Source organism: Gardnerella vaginalis 1500E, from assembly GCF_000263595.1.
Taxonomy (GTDB): Bacteria; Actinomycetota; Actinomycetes; order Actinomycetales; family Bifidobacteriaceae; genus Bifidobacterium; species Bifidobacterium vaginale_E.
Genome location: NZ_ADES01000027.1, coordinates 1 through 16,841 on the forward strand (window position 1 = coordinate 1; position 16,841 = coordinate 16,841).

At 43.9% G+C, this 16,841-nt stretch carries 14 protein-coding genes; all 14 read right to left on the minus strand.

Annotated features, from left to right (window positions below; genetic code table 11):
* Positions 1-126: 126 nt before the first annotated feature.
* Positions 127-861 (minus strand): hypothetical protein, encoded by a 735-nt coding sequence (locus tag CGSMWGV1500E_RS00435; RefSeq protein WP_004129538.1) that lies wholly within the window; start codon positions 859-861, stop codon positions 127-129.
* A 721-nt stretch (positions 862-1,582) separates the two neighbouring features.
* Complete coding sequence (locus CGSMWGV1500E_RS00430) at positions 1,583-3,043, minus strand: ATP-binding protein (RefSeq protein WP_004129539.1); 1,461 nt, start codon at positions 3,041-3,043, stop codon at positions 1,583-1,585.
* Positions 3,044-3,617: 574 nt separating this feature from the next.
* Positions 3,618-4,682 carry a collagen-like protein gene (locus CGSMWGV1500E_RS00425; RefSeq protein WP_004129540.1) on the minus strand — a complete coding sequence of 355 codons (1,065 nt, stop codon included), beginning with the start codon at positions 4,680-4,682 and terminating at the stop codon, positions 3,618-3,620.
* A 612-nt stretch (positions 4,683-5,294) separates the two neighbouring features.
* Positions 5,295-6,047: a hypothetical protein gene (locus CGSMWGV1500E_RS00420; RefSeq protein WP_004129542.1), complete on the minus strand. Its 753-nt coding sequence runs from the start codon at positions 6,045-6,047 to the stop codon at positions 5,295-5,297.
* 788 nt (positions 6,048-6,835) lie between these two features.
* Positions 6,836-7,216: a 50S ribosomal protein L7/L12 gene (gene rplL / locus CGSMWGV1500E_RS00415; protein WP_004129545.1), complete on the minus strand. Its 381-nt coding sequence runs from the start codon at positions 7,214-7,216 to the stop codon at positions 6,836-6,838.
* A 97-nt stretch (positions 7,217-7,313) separates the two neighbouring features.
* On the minus strand, positions 7,314-7,835 hold the full coding sequence (gene rplJ, locus CGSMWGV1500E_RS00410) for a 50S ribosomal protein L10 (protein WP_004129547.1): 522 nt from the start codon (positions 7,833-7,835) through the stop codon (positions 7,314-7,316).
* A 377-nt stretch (positions 7,836-8,212) separates the two neighbouring features.
* Positions 8,213-9,604, minus strand: coding sequence for an NCS2 family permease (locus CGSMWGV1500E_RS00405; RefSeq protein ID WP_004129549.1), 1,392 nt, complete (start codon positions 9,602-9,604; stop codon positions 8,213-8,215).
* 254 nt (positions 9,605-9,858) lie between these two features.
* A complete protein-coding gene (pstB, locus tag CGSMWGV1500E_RS00400) occupies positions 9,859-10,638 on the minus strand; it encodes a phosphate ABC transporter ATP-binding protein PstB (RefSeq protein WP_004129551.1) in 780 nt (259 codons plus the stop codon).
* Positions 10,639-10,672: 34 nt separating this feature from the next.
* The gene (gene pstA / locus CGSMWGV1500E_RS00395) at positions 10,673-11,710 is read right to left on the minus strand and encodes a phosphate ABC transporter permease PstA (protein WP_004129554.1); all 1,038 of its coding nucleotides are present in this window, start codon (positions 11,708-11,710) and stop codon (positions 10,673-10,675) included.
* A complete protein-coding gene (gene pstC / locus CGSMWGV1500E_RS00390) occupies positions 11,711-12,715 on the minus strand; it encodes a phosphate ABC transporter permease subunit PstC (RefSeq protein ID WP_004129555.1) in 1,005 nt (334 codons plus the stop codon). It lies immediately after the preceding gene.
* Between the two features lie 98 nt (positions 12,716-12,813).
* Positions 12,814-14,040 (minus strand): phosphate ABC transporter substrate-binding protein PstS, encoded by a 1,227-nt coding sequence (pstS, locus tag CGSMWGV1500E_RS00385; RefSeq protein WP_004129557.1) that lies wholly within the window; start codon positions 14,038-14,040, stop codon positions 12,814-12,816.
* A gap of 207 nt (positions 14,041-14,247) precedes the next feature.
* On the minus strand, positions 14,248-14,973 hold the full coding sequence (gene mtnN, locus CGSMWGV1500E_RS00380) for a 5'-methylthioadenosine/S-adenosylhomocysteine nucleosidase (protein ID WP_004129559.1): 726 nt from the start codon (positions 14,971-14,973) through the stop codon (positions 14,248-14,250).
* Between the two features lie 6 nt (positions 14,974-14,979).
* Positions 14,980-15,471, minus strand: a complete 492-nt coding sequence (locus CGSMWGV1500E_RS00375) for a hypothetical protein (protein ID WP_004129561.1) — start codon at positions 15,469-15,471, stop codon at positions 14,980-14,982.
* Positions 15,472-15,590: 119 nt separating this feature from the next.
* Positions 15,591-16,772 carry a 3-deoxy-7-phosphoheptulonate synthase gene (locus CGSMWGV1500E_RS00370; RefSeq protein ID WP_004129563.1) on the minus strand — a complete coding sequence of 394 codons (1,182 nt, stop codon included), beginning with the start codon at positions 16,770-16,772 and terminating at the stop codon, positions 15,591-15,593.
* Positions 16,773-16,841 lie beyond the last annotated feature (69 nt).

A 16,841-nucleotide genomic window follows, 5' to 3' on the forward strand; every position in this document is an offset into this window, starting at 1 on the left:
CACAAACACTAAACAGCATTCGCAGCACGTTGAGTGAAAGATTTAACAAGTGAGCGCACCATACTCACATACAGCACGCTCACAAACAAATCATTAAACAATCAACACGATTAACGTGTTAAAAGCTTAGTGACGGATCTTGCGAAGAGCAGCACCCATGCCAGCAAGCACGGAAGCAGCAACAGCAGCCAAAGCTACAGCAGCACCGGTCTTAGCCAATGGAGCAGCAGCCTTCTTACCAGCAGCCTTAGCTGGAGCAACCTTCTTATCTTCAGCCTTCTTAGCTTCTGGCTTATCTCCATCGATTGGACGATGAGACTTCATTACGGTGCGGTTCTTGGAATCGCGTGGGCCGTAAACATCCTCAGTAGAAAGGCTTGGGAGACGGTTGTTAACGAAGTTCTCCTTCTCCTTCTCCATCTCAGCAACGCACTTAGCCTTATCTGCAATAAGCGCATCTGCAGTGCCGCATGCGTAAATCTTTTCAATCTTCTTGTTGTACAAGCGAACAAGCTCATTGTTCTTAGCTTCTACAGCACCAGCATGCTTGGAATACTCAGGATTGTAACCCTCGTTGTAAACTGGGTTCTCATATGCTGGATAATCTGTAGCCTTAATGCCCTTTTCATCGAACTTGGAAGCTTCACCAAAACGCATGTCGCTAGCCTTCTTAGGAACGGCTGGGGAATCAGTCTGAGTAGTATCACCGAGCTGTTCAGTAGTGCCGTGCTTAGTAACGTCACCATTAGTGCCGGAACCATAGCCAGAAAAACCTGCAGCGAAAGCTGGGGCGGCGAAAGCCAAGCCAGAAACGAGGGTGGCGCCAGCAGCAAGTGCAGCGATAGCCTTCTTGTTAAACATAATATTTTCCTTTCTTCTTCTCCACCACGCTTAAAACGCAGTGAAAAACATAAACCCACAAAATCAATCTCTTGTGGATAACTTTCAGATAGAGTATCTAGCTGAAAGCTGTTATTAACATACCCCCCCCCCGTTCGAAAAAGTCAAGAGCAAAAACAAGCATTCAACACAGAAAATATCATCAAAATTACAAAAATATTCCAGTAAAAGCTCGTAAAACCATAAAAAATACAACAAACTACACTGTTTAATCGTAAAAAATACTATTTCAAGATTTTCAAAGATTTTTCTCAGAAAACTCTCAGGAAACTCGCGGCAACTCCCCCGCACCGCCCGCAAAGCCTTGAAAAACCGCCACTCACAGCGCGACACGCGCGGAGACCCGCCTTCACTCACGACCTAAACTACTCGCGCGCGTGCTGTTTTGCTCGTATTTTCTTGCGTAGGCGACATAAACTACTCAACGCTGAGTCGTTTTGGCCGGAATCTTCCGCAAAAGCGACCTAAACTACTCACCGCTGAGCAGTTTAGGTCACATCGAACCAGCAACAACTAGCACCGGTTCAGGCGGCAATAAGACGCACAAAAGAAGAGTTATGAGGTAAAAAAGATGGTTATAGTGAAAAAAGAAAAGAGCCTTCGCGCGCGAACGAAAGAGAGAAAACAAACAAGCGAACGCGAGCGAAAGCCCTTAAAACCACGAAATCTTAAACACTACCTTCTACTTAAGCAACCAATCAACAATGTTTTCAACGCGAATGCCGTCGTAATCATCGTCCAAAGCCTTGCTCAAAGTAATAACCAGCTTCTCGTAATTATTCTGAATCTTACGAAGAGGCTTTAACTCCCGCTCGCGCACAGACTCGTCCATCATGCTTTCAGTTACTTGAATATAAAGCTTTTCGGAAGCAGAAGTCGCAACAAAATCCACCTCCAAATTATCTATTTTGCCAACAGCAACATCATAGCCGCGCCTTAAAAGCTCAAAGAACACAACGTTCTCTAGCGCATGCCCTCTATCTCTGTCCCTAAAACCAAGTAAATAATTTCGCAACCCAATGTCAACAATGTAATATTTGCCAAGAGTGCGCAAATAATCCTTACCTTTAATATCAAAGCGCTTAACGTCATAAAACATATAAGATTCTTTTAACGCACTAACATAAGCGGACACAGTTTGAGTTGCAGGCTTAGCGCCACGCGCGCGTGATTCGTAAGAATTGCTATCCGAAGAATCAAGCAACTTTTCCGAAGAAAGCGTATTGCACATAGAATTTAAAGACGTATTGTTTCCAATATTATCCGCCAAAAACATAATTATTTTTCTAAGAAGGTCGGCGTCTGTAATCTGCCTTTGCCCGCGGCGCTTCTCGCGCTCGAGTATATCTCGAACTACTACAGTTGAATAAATTCCGTCCAGCAAAGTCATTGCGCTACTCTGATTAAAGCCTGATTCTAAAGCAATATCACAGATTGCAGGCATACCGCCATAACGCATATAAGCTGCAAACAAATCACCCAGCTCTACACTACCGCCATTCGCGCTCACCGCTCTTTTTTTCAAATCGCCGAGCGGAGACTTATATTCTTCAATGGAATAATCCTGAAAATCAACAAACTCTTTGAACGAAAGCGGGTACATTTTCACTTCCACATACCGCCCAGACAAGTAAGTTGAGTACTCCGAAGAAAGCAGGTATGCGTTAGAGCCAGTTATGTAAATATCGCAATCAAAATCTACGCGAAACGAGTTAATTGCATCTTCCCAACGATCTATACGCTGCAGTTCGTCAAAGAAAAGATACGTTTTTTTAGTAGACTTAATACCAGAAGACTCAATCTTGGTAGACTCAATCTTTGTAGGCTCAATCTTGCTTTTAACGTAATTGTATAAGTCTTTGTAACTCATATCTTGAAACTCAAGCGACTCAAAGTTTATAGATATAATTTGATTTTGCTCAACCCCAGAGTTAAGAAGGTATGCTTGCATAAGTTTAAGCAGAGTTGACTTGCCACAGCGGCGAATACCTGTCACAACTTTTACAGGCTCTGTATCTTTAAAAGCTATAAGCTGATTAAGATAAATATCGCGATTTTTAATATTTTTGCCGACTATTGAAGTGCGATTACTGCGCATTGGCATATTTGCGCTTTCAAGTAACGGATTTTGCGAATTTACCATAATAACCCTCGACTCCGCTTTAGAAAATTTAGCAATTCCTAAAATGCTCACATTGATTGCACTGTTATAAACATACGAATCTTACGAATCTTATAAATATTATTACCTAAACTTTGATTTTTTACAAGTTTAGGTTATTCGTGACCTAAACTTTTATTTTTCGTAAGTTTAGGTTATTGATTACCTAAACTTTTGATTTTTGCAAGTTTAAGTTGTTCGCTATAACATACAGCCGCTCGTTTCGGCGTAGCATGATTTACAAGCTTTAATGCCGAACAAATCTCACTTCTCAAAACTAGCCAAATCCCACTTCGCAAATTTGAAAATTTTTTAATTTTGCGAAGTGAGGTGATATTTGCACAAGCTGCAAAACATAAAAAACAGAACGCAATCGGAAAGTGCATAAAGAAAAGAGCCTTCGCGCGCGAACGCAAACAAGCGAACGCGAGCGAAAGCCCTTAAATACTTTCTGCTAGAACATAGCAACACTATTAGTTAGTGCATCAAACAGCCAGTTACAATCAAGCAGCCAGCAGTAAATCATTATCTAGCTAGTCTGTTAGCTAACCTCTTACTAGCGGCGCACTTTGCGCAAAGCAACACCAACACCAGCAAGCACAGCCACAGAAATCGAAGCCAAAGCTACACCAACACCAGTTGGAGGCAAAGCGTGATCGTGCTTTTTGTTCAACTGAGGCTTAGCCTGAGTCTCAGTATCTGCACTTTGCTTTGAATCAGACTTTTCGTCAGCTTTGGAATTGTTTTCCTGGCTTTGATTAGTTTGAGACTGCTTAGCGCTCTCCGACTCAGAACTATTCGCCTGAGTTTGTGGCGTTTGTACCTCAACTGGATTAGTTGTAATTGTGCTTGGAACTGTAAAGTTTGGAGTATCAGTTCCCTGTGCAGGCTTACCCTTCACGAAAATTACGCCATAATCGCCACCAAGCCAGTAAACATTGTAGCCGCTTAAAGCATCCTTGCCGTCTTTGCCGTCTGCTCCATTGATGCCGTCTTTACCATCTTTACCAGGAGCGCCAGGGTCGCCTTTGTCGCCCTTAGGACCTTGAGGGCCTTGATCACCCTTATCGCCCTTATCGCCCTTGTCACCCTTTTCACTCTTCAAATCGCCTAAATCGATATCTTTGGTAGTATCATCCGCAAAAGTAATATGCAGCTGCTTCTTACCATCTGTACTTGTTGTAAGCTCTACGTTTACAACAGGATTGACATGCTTGACCTTAAACTTAATTGCGAATAATTTACCCTTACTTGTCTCACGACCATCCATTGCATAAAATACATAATCTCCATCTTTCATGCCTCTAACATCAATAGAAACAAAATTAGCAGCCGTTGATTGTGTTGTATGACCACTAGGGTTAACGTTAGCGGGTAAAGACAAATATTGTATAGACGTTATAGTCCATGAGCTATTACCATTATCAAGCTTATATTGGTAAGGATTGTAACAAACATTATCTTTAACCTTTTCACAAGAAAGGAATCCAACACCCTTTTTGCCTATTCCATCAATCTTCTCAAGGCTCAACGCTGACGCTGAAGCCGCACCAATACCAAAAGAAACCAACAATGCGACTGCAGATAAAATCGATGAAATTACACTAATTCGTTTACGCATATTTTTACCCTTTCTCTATGAATATTTATGCAAACACGCAAGGGCAGGATAAAAAAAAAATAAAAATCAGCAAAAAATAAACAATGTTTACAATTTATTCACAATTGTATGCACAATGCATTCTATTCAACGCGCATTCGCTATTCACTAATCCAGCAACACACATAAACAACATCAAGCCACTTGTTTCGTCGTAGACAAATCAGTGGCGACATAAACTACTCACGCGCGTGCCGTTTTGGTCGCATCGCACCAACAAGCAGCACTCACACCACGCAAACAGACGCATAAAAAGAAAGGGCCTGGAGTCTGATGCCCCTAGTAGCACCAAACCCAAGCCCTTTAACAAAACCGACTCGTTTCCCTAACAAACAAGCCAGCCAAACACTCAACAGTCACGCCCCCGAAAACCAGCGCACAACACTACCGTGAAGAAAGAGATTTGGCAAAACAGTAGAATCATGCAAAAGCCCGAAAGCAAACCCGCTGCAAGAACATAAAGCCCTTGCAGCACGTTGAGTGAAAGATTTAACAAGTGAGCGCACCATACTCACATACAGCACGCTCACAAACAAACCATTAAACAATCAACACGATTAACGTGTTAAAAGCTTAGTGACGGATCTTGCGAAGAGCAGCACCCATGCCAGCAAGCACGGAAGCAGCAACAGCAGCCAAAGCTACAGCAGCACCGGTCTTAGCCAATGGAGCAGCCTTCTTGTCAGCCTTCTTGTCAGACTTCTTATCAGACTTCTTAACATCGGCCTTCTTGCCACCAAGATTGTTCAAGAACTTAGCAAAGCGTTCCTTACTTTCCTTGTAAGCCTTCTCAGCTTTAGCAAGCTCATCCTTGGCTTCCTTCTCAGTCTTAGTAGCAGCAGAAATACTATCTAAGAATGGAACATTAGTGTAGTAAGACTTACGCAAAGCAGCAGCAGCTTCATGTTCACCTTCAGCGTCAAGATAATCAGCCTGAGCCAATATATCAGCCCACTTAGCCTTCAAAGCATTCAAAGCAGCAGTAGCTTCATTAGCCTTGGACCTAGCCGCTGAAACCTCTGCAGCACCACGACCATTCAAGGTGCTCAAAGCACCATTTACAATGTCTCCCTTTTCGGAACCGTTAAGGAAGTTGTCAAAAGCCTTGGACTTATCGAGATTATCTAAAACTGCCTTATTTTCCTTAGCTTTGTTCTCTTCAACCTTTTTAGCCAACTCATCTTTATCAGCCTGTTCCTGCTTCTTAGCATTTTCAATAGCATCCGCAGGTAACTTAGCCTCAGCCATTGCTGGAGCAGCAAAAGCCAAGCCAGAAACGAGGGTGGCGCCAGCAGCGAGTGCGGCGATAGCCTTCTTGTTAAACATAATATTTTCCTTTCTTCTTCTCCACCACGTTTAAAACACATGGTGAAAAACATAAACCCACAAAATCAATCTCTTGTGGATAACTTTCAGATAGAGCATCTAGCTGAAAGCTGTTATTAACATACCCCCCCCCCGTTCGAAAAAGTCAAGAGCAAAAACAAGCATTCAACAAAGAAAATATCATCAAAATTACAAAAATATTCCAGTAAAAGCTCGTAAAACCATAAAAAATACAACAAACTACACTGTTTAATCGTAAAAAATACTATTTCAAGATTTTCAAAGATTTTTCTCAGAAAACTCTCAGGAAACTCGCGGCAACTCCCCCGCACCGCCCGCAAAGCCTTGAAAAACCGCCACTCACAGCGCGACACGCGCGGAGACCACACGCGCCGCAAGCTCTCTCATCACCTATTCGTTACTAACGCAGATTACGTACTGCGCGAGTAACGATAAATCACACTTTTTCGTTACTAACGCAGTCTACATACTGCACCAGTAACACATAACCGTTGTTTTCTCAGTTTGTTAGCTGAGTTAGTAACGGTATTTGGGCTATCAGTGTTAATTTCTCAGTTTGTTGACTGAGTTTTTAACAGTGTTGAGACTTGTGGCTTATTCCACAGAATATTCATCAGACTAGCTTTACACACTTTTTGGCCTATAACCCATTTTCTCTGCCAACAAACGCGCAATAAAAAAGGCGGCAGGAATAAATCCTACCGCCTTATTCACTATGCGCACACGCATAAAACTGCCGCTACACGCAAAGTAATAAAAAGCTAGAACTACTTAAGTTCCACGGAAGCGCCGGCCTCTTCGAGGGCAGCCTTAGCCTTCTCGGCATCTTCCTTCTTAGCCTTCTCGAGAACTGGCTTTGGAGCGCCGTCAACGAGAGCCTTAGCTTCAGCCAAGCCGAGGTTGGTCAAAGCGCGAACAGCCTTAATGACTGCAATCTTCTTGTCGCCAGCAGCGGTGAGAACGACGTCGAACTCGTCCTTCTCTTCCTCAGCAGCGCCAGCAGCAGCTGGAGCAGCGGCAACAGCGGCGACAGGGGCAGCAGCCTCGACGTCGAACTTCTCTTCAAAGGCCTTGACGAACTCAGAGAGCTCAACGAGGGTCATTTCACCAAAAGCTTCAAGAAGCTCTTCACTAGTGAGCTTAGCCATAATTGGCTTCCTTTCTTACTTGGCCAGGCACACGGTGTGCCTTACGACCATAACATTTTTATTATTGGTTGGTCTCATGCAGCAAGCTGCAAGGGAATCAAGCGGCCTTTTCCTGCTTCTCGCGCAAAGCGTCGATAGTACGCACCGTCTTGGTTGGCAATGCGTTGAACAGGTAGGCGGCCTTAGACATGGTGCCCTTGAGCGCGCCGGCCATTTCGGAAAGCAACTGTGGGCGAGACTTCAAGTCTGCAAGCTGCTTTGCACCTTCGGCATCGTAAACAGTTCCATCTGCGAAACCGCCCTTGATGACGAGAGTCTTATTCTCTTTGGCAAAATCACGCAAGGTCTTAGCAGCCTCAATGAAATCACCCTTAACAAAGGTGATTGCAGTTGGGCCGGCGAGAAGCTCGTCAAGACCTTCAATGCCCGCTTCCTTAGCAGCAATACGAGCAAGCGTGTTCTTCGCCACAGAGTAGGAAGTATCGCGGCCTAGCTTTTCACGCAGAGAAGAAATCTGCGGAACGGTAAGCCCGCGGTACTCGGTAAGGTAGACAGCGTCTGCATTACGGAAAAGTTCCGTAAGATCGGCAACTACCGCTTCCTTTTCGGGCCTCTTCATGGCGTTCCTTCCTAAATCGGCCGTCAGTTCGAAAGAAACACATCAAGCTTAATTAAACAGGGCAATAAAAAAGCCCTGCGCACTGGCAGAGCAACATACGAAGCACACTAAGTGCTAAATAAAACTTACAACATACTCGCTGTAAATCTTGCTCAACCTGTGCTGGCCTGACGCATCAATTTCAGGAATCTTGCGATTCCACCAACGGTCTGTGGTTTACGTTGGGCAAGTTTAATACAAAATCAAGACAATGTCAACAAAAATTTATGTGGAAACTAGAAATAAAAAGAGGGTGCGCAATTGCACACCCTCAAATACATTATTTCACTGCTCTGTAAGTTTCTACTACGTAAGTTTATTTACAGTACCAACAACTTTTACAGCACAGCATTAGCAACGAAATCAAGCAAGAACAGCAAGGAAACAATCCAAAGCATTGGATGAACTTCCTTAGCACGCTTCTTGCAAGTCATAACCAAGCAGTACATGATGAAGCCTGCAGCGATGCCGTAAGAAATGGAGTAAGAGAACGCCATAAACACAGCAGCAAAGAATGCAGGAATTGCTTCGGAAATATCATCCCAAGCAATTTCCTTCAAAGAGCTTGCCATCATGCAACCAACAACCACAAGCACGCCAGCAGTTGCAGCAGCAGGAACAGCGGAAACGACTGGAGCAAGCACTATAGAAAGCGCGAAACAGATTGATACAACTACTGAAGTCAAACCGGTACGGCCGCCAGCACCAATACCTGCAGCAGACTCTACGTAAGTAGTGGTGTTAGAAGTACCAAAGATTGCACCAACAGAAGTTGCAATAGAATCAGCAAACAAAGCACGATCCATCTTGGAGCTAAAGCCAGAGCCGTTTTCCAGAGCCTTTTCGTCAGCCTCAGAGAAAATACCCGTACGACGACCGGTACCAATAAAGGTACCCAAAGTGTCGAAAGTATCAGACATTGAGAAAGCAAAGATTGTTATTAAAACAAGCGGAATGAGCGAAGGTTTTGCAAACAGCGTTGGGAAGCCTTCGTGGCTAAATATTGCGCAGAAAGTAGTTGGCAAATCATGGAAAGCACCCATGATTGACACAGAGTTGCTCATAGTCGTCAAACCCATTGGAATACCAATGATAGTGGTAACAACAATTGAAATAAGCAAAGATCCACGAACATTCAAAACAGTAAGAACAATTGCCAAAATCAAGCCAATAAGAAACAGCCATAGAACTGGATTCTTCAAAACAGCAAGACCTGGAATTGCAGGAATTGCACCAACTTTTGCAGCTTTATCATCCTTTGGAGTGAACTTAATCAAGTCAACGTTCACCATGCCAACATAAGCCACAAATAAACCAATGCCACCGCCGATTGCGTGTTGTAACGAAGTCGGGATGGCACGAATAATCATTTTACGAATTTTAGTAACGGTAATAAGAATGTTAATTAAACCGCATAAGAACACCATGCACATAGCATGTTGCCATGTAAAACCCAATCCGAAGCAAACTGTGAACGTAAAGAATGCATTTAAGCCCATACCAGCAGCCTGAGCATAAGGCACGTTAGCAAATAAGCCCATAACAAGCGTGCCAATAATAGCGGCAATAATTGTTGCTAAGAACACACCACCCCATGGCATACCAGTTTTGCTTAAAATCATTGGATTTACGACGATAATATATGACATTGCGAAGAATGTAGTGAGACCTGCAGTGATCTCCGTTGATACATTCGTGCCGTTTTCTTTGAGATGGAAGAACTTTTCCATAAACTCTCTGTTCCTTGGTTTACAAGCGCAAAAGACCATAAAAAGCGTGGCGATAGCACTTGAGCAATCGCGGACGCAATTACATTTGGGCATTCACGCAGAGGTTACTGCGACTCGTCGGAAGAACGAAGGCACCACAAAATCTCACACAAAATTATGAAAATTGCGAAACCTTTGAACAACCGAACAGCTCCGACCTTACGCGCACGTGCTGACCAAGGAAATACATTGAAATCAAAAAAGTATATAACAAATCAGCCAAAACGACCGGAAATATAACGCTCAGCTTCAGCATTGCGAGGATTGTTGAACATAGTAGTCGTATCTGCAAAGTATTCCAAATGCCCCGGCTGCCCTACAGCCTTCAAATTAAAGAATGCCGTGTAATCTGCAACACGCGCAGCCTGCTGCATATTATGCGTCACAATCACAATCGTGTAATCGTTTTTAAGCTCGTTAATCAAATCTTCTACAGCCAACGTAGAAATAGGATCAAGTGCCGAACAAGGCTCATCCATAAGTAAAACTTGCGGATGCACAGCCACAGCCCTAGCAATACAAAGTCGCTGCTGCTGACCGCCCGAAAGACCAATTCCAGGCTTATCTAAGCGGTCCTTAACTTCATTCCACAAGTTTGCACCTCGCAATGCCCACTCGACTAAATCGTCAGCATCCTGCTTAGCAATTTTTCGATTATTTAGGCGAACTCCAGCAAGCACGTTTTCTCGAATAGACATTGTTGGGAAAGGATTTGGGCGCTGAAAAACCATGCCAACATCTCGGCGAACTGCCACAGGGTCAACGTCTTTTCCGTATAAATCGCGGCCTTCAAGAAGCACATGGCCTTCTACGCGCGCTCCCGGCGTAATCTCGTGCATGCGGTCTAAAGTGCGCAAAACTGTTGACTTTCCGCAGCCAGAAGGTCCAATAAAAGCCGTCACTTTATTTGGCTCAATATTAATATTTACGTCTTCTACGGCAAGAAAATCACCATAGTAAATATTTAAGTTCTTAACATCAATTCGTTGACCCATTTTATGCTCGCTTTCTAATTCGCCTTATTTCGCCTTACTTCGCTTTTACAGAAAACACTCGAGCTACAACTCGCCCCAAAATATTTAGCAACAACACCAACACAATAAGCGTTAAAGCCGCAGCCCAAGCGCGCTCCATTGGAATTGTTGTAACGCAAGAAGCCGGAGCATCAGCTGGGCAATTTGCAGAAAGTTTGGAATATTCCTGGTAAACGTACACAGGCAAAGTAGTCATTTGCCCATCGAATAAGTTGAAATTCGTGGAAGCAATAAAGCCTGAAGCCATAAGAAGTGGCGCAGTTTCACCAATAACGCGCGCAACCGCAAGAATACAGCCAGACACAATTCCCGGAAGAGCAGTGCGCAAAACAATTTTCGTAATTGTGCGCTGCTTGGTTACACCCAAAGCTAAAGCAGCCTCGCGCAAATCGTTCGGCACAATTTTTAGCATTTCTTGAGAAGATTTAACAACCGTTGGAATCATAAGAAGAGAAAGAGCTACAGACCCTTCAAAACCATTTATTGTGCCAGGACCTGCAAGAAGAGCAAACATAGAAAAAGCAAACAGACCGGCGACAATAGACGGAATACCACTCATAACATCAACAAGTAGATTAATTATGCGCGAAATTTTATTTCCGCTAGCATACTCAACCAAATAAACAGCACACATTAGGCCAATTGGAATCGAAATAACCATAGCTCCTAAAGTTATTTCAAGCGTTCCAATAATTGCGTGCAAAATACCACCGTAACCGCCAGTTCCAGTAGCATTTCCGCCCACAACGTAAGTCATGTTATGCGTTAAAAAGTCAAGATTTAAGCGCTCAATACCGTTAATAATTGTTGTTAAAAGCAAAGAAACAAGCGGAATAAGCGCCACAACAAAAGACAAGAAAATCAGCACACGCATAAGCATATCTTTGCGTTTACGCGCGGCTATAGAAGATCTAGTTGGACGGAATTTGTTGAAGTCAATAACCGGAGCTGCGGAATTTTCAGCGGACTTTTCGGCGCTATTTTCAGCAAAATCTACAGCACTTGCGGCAGATTTATTAATTTGATTCTCCATTTATGCGCCCGCCTTTCCGGTAATTTTGCGAGCAATAAAGTTGACTGCAAAAGAAATAACAAACAAAACTAAGCCGGTTGCAATAAGCGCACTTACTCCAAGACCGTTCGCTTCCGGATACTGCGCTGCAATATTTGCGGCAATAGTTTGATTTTGAGAAGCTTTGAAAATATTGATTCCAAAAGTAAATCCAGGAGACAAAATCATCAAAACTGCCATTGTTTCACCAAGAGCGCGACCAAGTCCAAGCATAGAAGCAGATACAATACCAGACTTTGCAAACGGCAAAACAGCTAACTTAATCATCTCCCACTTTGTAGCACCAAGCGCCAGCGCACCTTCCTGCTGCAAGCGAGGAGCCTGCTGAAAAATGTCACGAGCCATCGAAGTAATAATCGGCAAAATCATAACAGCTAAAACTAAGCTAACTGTTGCAGAACTTCTGGAAGGATTCGCCGCAGGACCAGAAAATAGCGGAATCCAGCCAAAAAGTTTAGAAACCCAATCCCAGAACGGATACATAGCTGGAACCAAAACTAATCCGCCCCACAAACCATAAATTACGGACGGAATTGCAGCAAGCAAATCAACAACTCCGCTTAAAAGCGGAACAATCTTTTTAGGAGCATAATACGAAATAAACAGAGCAATGCCGAGTGCCACAAAAAATGCGAACAGCAGCGCGAGCGCAGACATAAGCACCGTACCAAAAATAAGCGGAGCTACGTAGCTTATAAAATCGTGCGCTTTACCGCCAGTAAAGTCGGAAAATACGCGACTTACCTGCGCATGATTCCCGCTTATTAGCGGCCACGCGCGAAACAGCAGGAATACTGCAACTGCAGTCAGCACAAGCAAAATCAGCATGCCACAGCTTGCAGCCACGCCTTTAAAAAGACGGTCTGCAAAATGAGTGCCTGCATAATTTTTGCTATTGCTCTCAGAAACTTGAGTAGCTTCGTTTGCAGTATACGCAACTGCTGCTGCATTTTTCGTAGAACTCAATCATTCTCCTTTTTAACTGATATTTTTCATAATATCAGTTACGAAAAGTTTTTACTTTTAAGTTTTACTTTCCGATTTTTATTTTTTACTTTCCAGTTTTACTTTCCGGTTTTAATCGCTTGAATTGACTTGTTGATTTTGCCAACCAAATTTTGCGGAAGTGGAGCCGTTCCAGCAGCAGAAGAAGCAGCATTCTGACCTTCCGCGCTAGTTACGTAGCTAAGCCAAGACTTCACAAACTGTGCAGTTGAAGAATCCTTATAAACCGGGCAAGAAATATCGTAAGAAACCAACACAATCGGGTACGCACCCTTAGTTTGCGTATTATGATTAATTTTCATAACAACGCGGTTAGGATATTTTGCCGAAGCATCAGAATCAATCTCGGAATCAGCTAAAGTTTTCGACGCTGCATCCGGAGAAATCTCATTATAAGTATCTCCCACCTTCACAGCAACTGTGCCAAGCTTACCAACTTGCGAAAAATCAGCGTAGCCAATAGCACCGTCAGCCATACGAATTGTTGACACAACACCGGAAGTGCCTTTCGCGCCTTGACCGACGCTATTTGGCCAGTTTTCGCTAAGATCATGCGACCAATCGTCCGGAGCTGCATCCTTCACATAGCTTAAGAAATTCTGCGTTGTGCCAGACTTATCGGAGCGGTGAACAACCGTAATTGGAGTGCTAGGAAGTTTTAGCTTAGGATTTTGCGATTTAATTGCGTCGTCATCCCAGCGCGTGATTTTGCCGTCGAAAATTTTAGCAATCGTCGAAGCGTCCAAATTAATATGCTTGCCGGCATCCGAAACGCCTTTTAGATTAAAGATTACAGCGATTGGAGATACATATACTGGAACGTCGAAAGCTGTAGTACCATTTGCGCAAACCGACTTTGACTTTTCTACCTCGTCGTCGCTTAGCGGCTTGTCTGAACCAGCCCAAGCTGTGGCACCGGTCATAAATGTTGTAACTCCTGCGCCAGAGCCTGTTGGATTATAAGCGATTTTTACACCGTTGTTTTTTGATTGGAATCCTGCAATCCACGCTTCTACTGCAACCTGCTGTGAAGAAGCGCCAGAGCCTTGGAAATTGCCGGAAATTTTTGCATTTTGCGCGCCGGTTGCGTTGTTGTTGTCTGCTGGACTATTGTCGCCGCAAGCAGCGCAAGTTGCGCACAAGCCGAAAGTGAGCGCCGCAGCAGCAATACTACGGAACTTAAGTGCGCTTTTATTCATATTCAATTTGTTCATATTTGACTTATTCATATTGTTACGCATATTCTTCTTTCCTTTCGCGAAGAATTGCCTTGCACCCCACCACATTTTCGCGTTCCTATAGCCATATTTGCGAATTGGGCGCATTCTTTTAATTAATCCCTATCTTTTTTTATTAACGCAACCATCATAAATAGGTGGGTTAAACCGCACCGGCAAAAACAAAGTGGGTATCAAAAATGGCGGTATTTGGCGCTATATTTAACGCGAGCTAATCAAAATGAAGGTCGGCGACCGCCTCGGCGTGTCGAAATCTCACAAATTGCGAAGAATATTTACCGTAATTCTTGCAGCAGTGTCTGCATATTCGGAAATGTCAAAAGTGTGAAAATCCTCGTATTTTGTGTCTGCATTATCGCTCATTGCGCGCACAACCAAAGCAGGAACGTCGTTACGCGCAGCTACGTGCAAGACGGCAGCGCCTTCCATTTCCACAGCATCGGCTTGAGTAGCTGCAATTACTTCCGCAACTTTTTCTGGAGAATCAACGAAATATCCGCCGGACGCAATCGTTCCAGCAATATGTGTGATTTTCATATCGGTAAGCACTTTGCTAGCTACTTTAAGAAGATAATCATCCGAATGAAACTCGCTTGCAAACGGCTTCCACTGGCCAATTAAGCGCATATCAGTATCGAGATATTTTACAGTTTTTCCAAGAACAACATCGTTCGTATGCAAATTTTTATTAAGATTTCCAGCAATACCCGAAAAAATTACGGCTTGAGGATTGTATGCGTCAATAAGATACTGCACAGTTGCAGCAGCATTTACTAAGCCCATTCCGCCAACCGTAGCCGCGACTTCGATTTTTCTACCATCCGCAGAGTCGAGAGTGCCGCAAGATACGTCAAGACTTGCAGACTTATCGTGAGTCACGTTTTCAAGCGCGCTAGCAATATGCGCAACTTCCTCCTCTAAAGCGCCAACAATAGCAACTTTAGTAATATCAGTTTCCGCAAGTTTTTCAGTATTAGACATTAAGAATCATCCTTTTTTTACTTCGCTACTTACGCATTTATCGTTATTCTTAACCAAAAACACGCATACTAAAGTCATAATAACAAAAGTTAAAGTAGCAATCTTCAGCAATGCGCCGCACTGAAAATCAAACCAAGGATTCACAACAGGAACATTGAAAAACGCAATAATTTGATCTTGCAAAGCAAGAAAAGTGAAAAATCCAGCTATAAGCAACACACAAACTAAAGTGCCAACAATGCGACGCCATCCGCGAGCAAAAATAAGCAAAACGATTCCAGTTACAAACGGCATAAAAACGCTAAACCACAATGCAGAATCTGTCACAAGCGTATACCCAGCACTGTGAGTGCCACGATACCATGCAAAAGCAAGCAAAATAACACCAGTTGCAATCAAAGCAAACAGCACATATTTCACAATCGGAAACGCTTTACACGCAAAACCTTTATTCGCTTTATCTGTTTTATTCGCTTTATTCAAGTCTTTGTTATACATTTCAACACACTCCCTTGTACGCAAAATATAGTGCAAAACTTAACTGGCAAATACAGTAAAATATAAGCCTAGTAGAAGTAAATTGAGATTATCTTACTACAATCTCTACTCTCTAGTCTCTAATCTCTACGGCGTGTTGCAACAGATTTAGCTAAAGTTCTTAACAAATCGGCAGTATCTTCCCAAGAAATACAACGATCCGTAATAGACTTGCCGTACTCAAGCTCACTCAAAGGAGCAGGATCCTGGCTTCCGCCCTGCAAGAAGCTTTCCATCATAACGCCCTTAATGCCCTGCTCGCCAGCAGCCAAACGATCCGCAATCTCGCGCACAACCTCAATCTGACGATGCTCATCCTTGCCAGAATTACCGTGCGAACAATCCACAACAACGCCATGGGAAGCCACACAACCAGTGCCCAAACGCAAACGAATTGAAGCCACAGCAGAAGCAACCGACGCAGCATCATAATTCGGGCCCTTACTAGATCCGCGCAAAACCACGTGGCAATCCGGGTTGCCAAGAGTCTGAACAGCGCAAGCGCGACCAAGATGATCAATACCAAAGAACGTATGATGCTGGCTCGCAGCCAAGCAACCATTCACAGCAGCAGAAACAGAACCATCAGTAGCATTCTTAAAACCAACCGGCATAGAAAGACCACTAGCAAGCTGACGATGAATCTGAGACTCAGTATTACGCGCACCAATCGCTCCCCAACTCACAGCATCCGCAATAAACTGAGGGCTAGTCGGCTCCAAAAACTCAGTAGCAGCAGCCAAACCAGCATCCAACACACCAAGCAAAGTCTTACGCGCAAGAAGCAAACCCTTATGAATATCATGCGTTCCGTCAATATCTGGGTCGTTAATCAAACCCTTCCAGCCAAGAGCCGTGCGCGGCTTTTCAAAATACACGCGCATAACAATAAGAAGCTCATCTTCAAGCTCCGAACGCAACTTAGCTAAACGATTCGCATAATCAAGAGCAGCCTTAGGATCATGCACAGAACACGGGCCAACAATAACCAGCAAACGGTCGTCGTCACCATTCAAACAGCCACGAATCTCATCGCGAGACTCAGCAACAATATCCTGCGCATACGGCGACAACGGCAACTCGCCAAGCACCTGAGCAGGAGTTGGAAGCGGCTCAAGCTCAAGCACGCGGCGGTTGATAATGCGATCCACACCAACCTGGTCCTCCCAGCGCTGGAACTTCGCAGAGTTAAGAGGGTTGCGCCCCTCCTCAACTTCCTTCTTTACCGCGCGAGAAGTACGCTGCTCAGCCGTAGAAGACATTTGTTCACCATCCTATAAAAAACAATGCTTGGTGCGGTCGGTGCGCGTTTTTAGAACGCGCACCGCCGA

Excerpts from the sequence above, each read along its gene's own strand:
- CGSMWGV1500E_RS00435 (WP_004129538.1), bottom strand. The coding sequence starts at position 861 with ATGTTTAACAAGAAGGCTATCGCTGCACTTGCTGCTGGCGCCACCCTC.
- CGSMWGV1500E_RS00370 (WP_004129563.1), bottom strand. The coding sequence starts at position 16,772 with ATGTCTTCTACGGCTGAGCAGCGTACTTCTCGCGCGGTAAAGAAGGAA.
- rplL (WP_004129545.1), bottom strand. The coding sequence starts at position 7,216 with ATGGCTAAGCTCACTAGTGAAGAGCTTCTTGAAGCTTTTGGTGAAATG.
- CGSMWGV1500E_RS00375 (WP_004129561.1), bottom strand. The coding sequence starts at position 15,471 with ATGTATAACAAAGACTTGAATAAAGCGAATAAAACAGATAAAGCGAAT.
- CGSMWGV1500E_RS00425 (WP_004129540.1), bottom strand. The coding sequence starts at position 4,682 with ATGCGTAAACGAATTAGTGTAATTTCATCGATTTTATCTGCAGTCGCA.
- pstS (WP_004129557.1), bottom strand. The coding sequence starts at position 14,040 with ATGTGGTGGGGTGCAAGGCAATTCTTCGCGAAAGGAAAGAAGAATATG.
- CGSMWGV1500E_RS00420 (WP_004129542.1), bottom strand. The coding sequence starts at position 6,047 with ATGTTTAACAAGAAGGCTATCGCCGCACTCGCTGCTGGCGCCACCCTC.
- pstA (WP_004129554.1), bottom strand. The coding sequence starts at position 11,710 with ATGGAGAATCAAATTAATAAATCTGCCGCAAGTGCTGTAGATTTTGCT.
- CGSMWGV1500E_RS00405 (WP_004129549.1), bottom strand. The coding sequence starts at position 9,604 with ATGGAAAAGTTCTTCCATCTCAAAGAAAACGGCACGAATGTATCAACG.
- mtnN (WP_004129559.1), bottom strand. The coding sequence starts at position 14,973 with ATGTCTAATACTGAAAAACTTGCGGAAACTGATATTACTAAAGTTGCT.
- CGSMWGV1500E_RS00430 (WP_004129539.1), bottom strand. The coding sequence starts at position 3,043 with ATGGTAAATTCGCAAAATCCGTTACTTGAAAGCGCAAATATGCCAATG.
- rplJ (WP_004129547.1), bottom strand. The coding sequence starts at position 7,835 with ATGAAGAGGCCCGAAAAGGAAGCGGTAGTTGCCGATCTTACGGAACTT.
- pstB (WP_004129551.1), bottom strand. The coding sequence starts at position 10,638 with ATGGGTCAACGAATTGATGTTAAGAACTTAAATATTTACTATGGTGAT.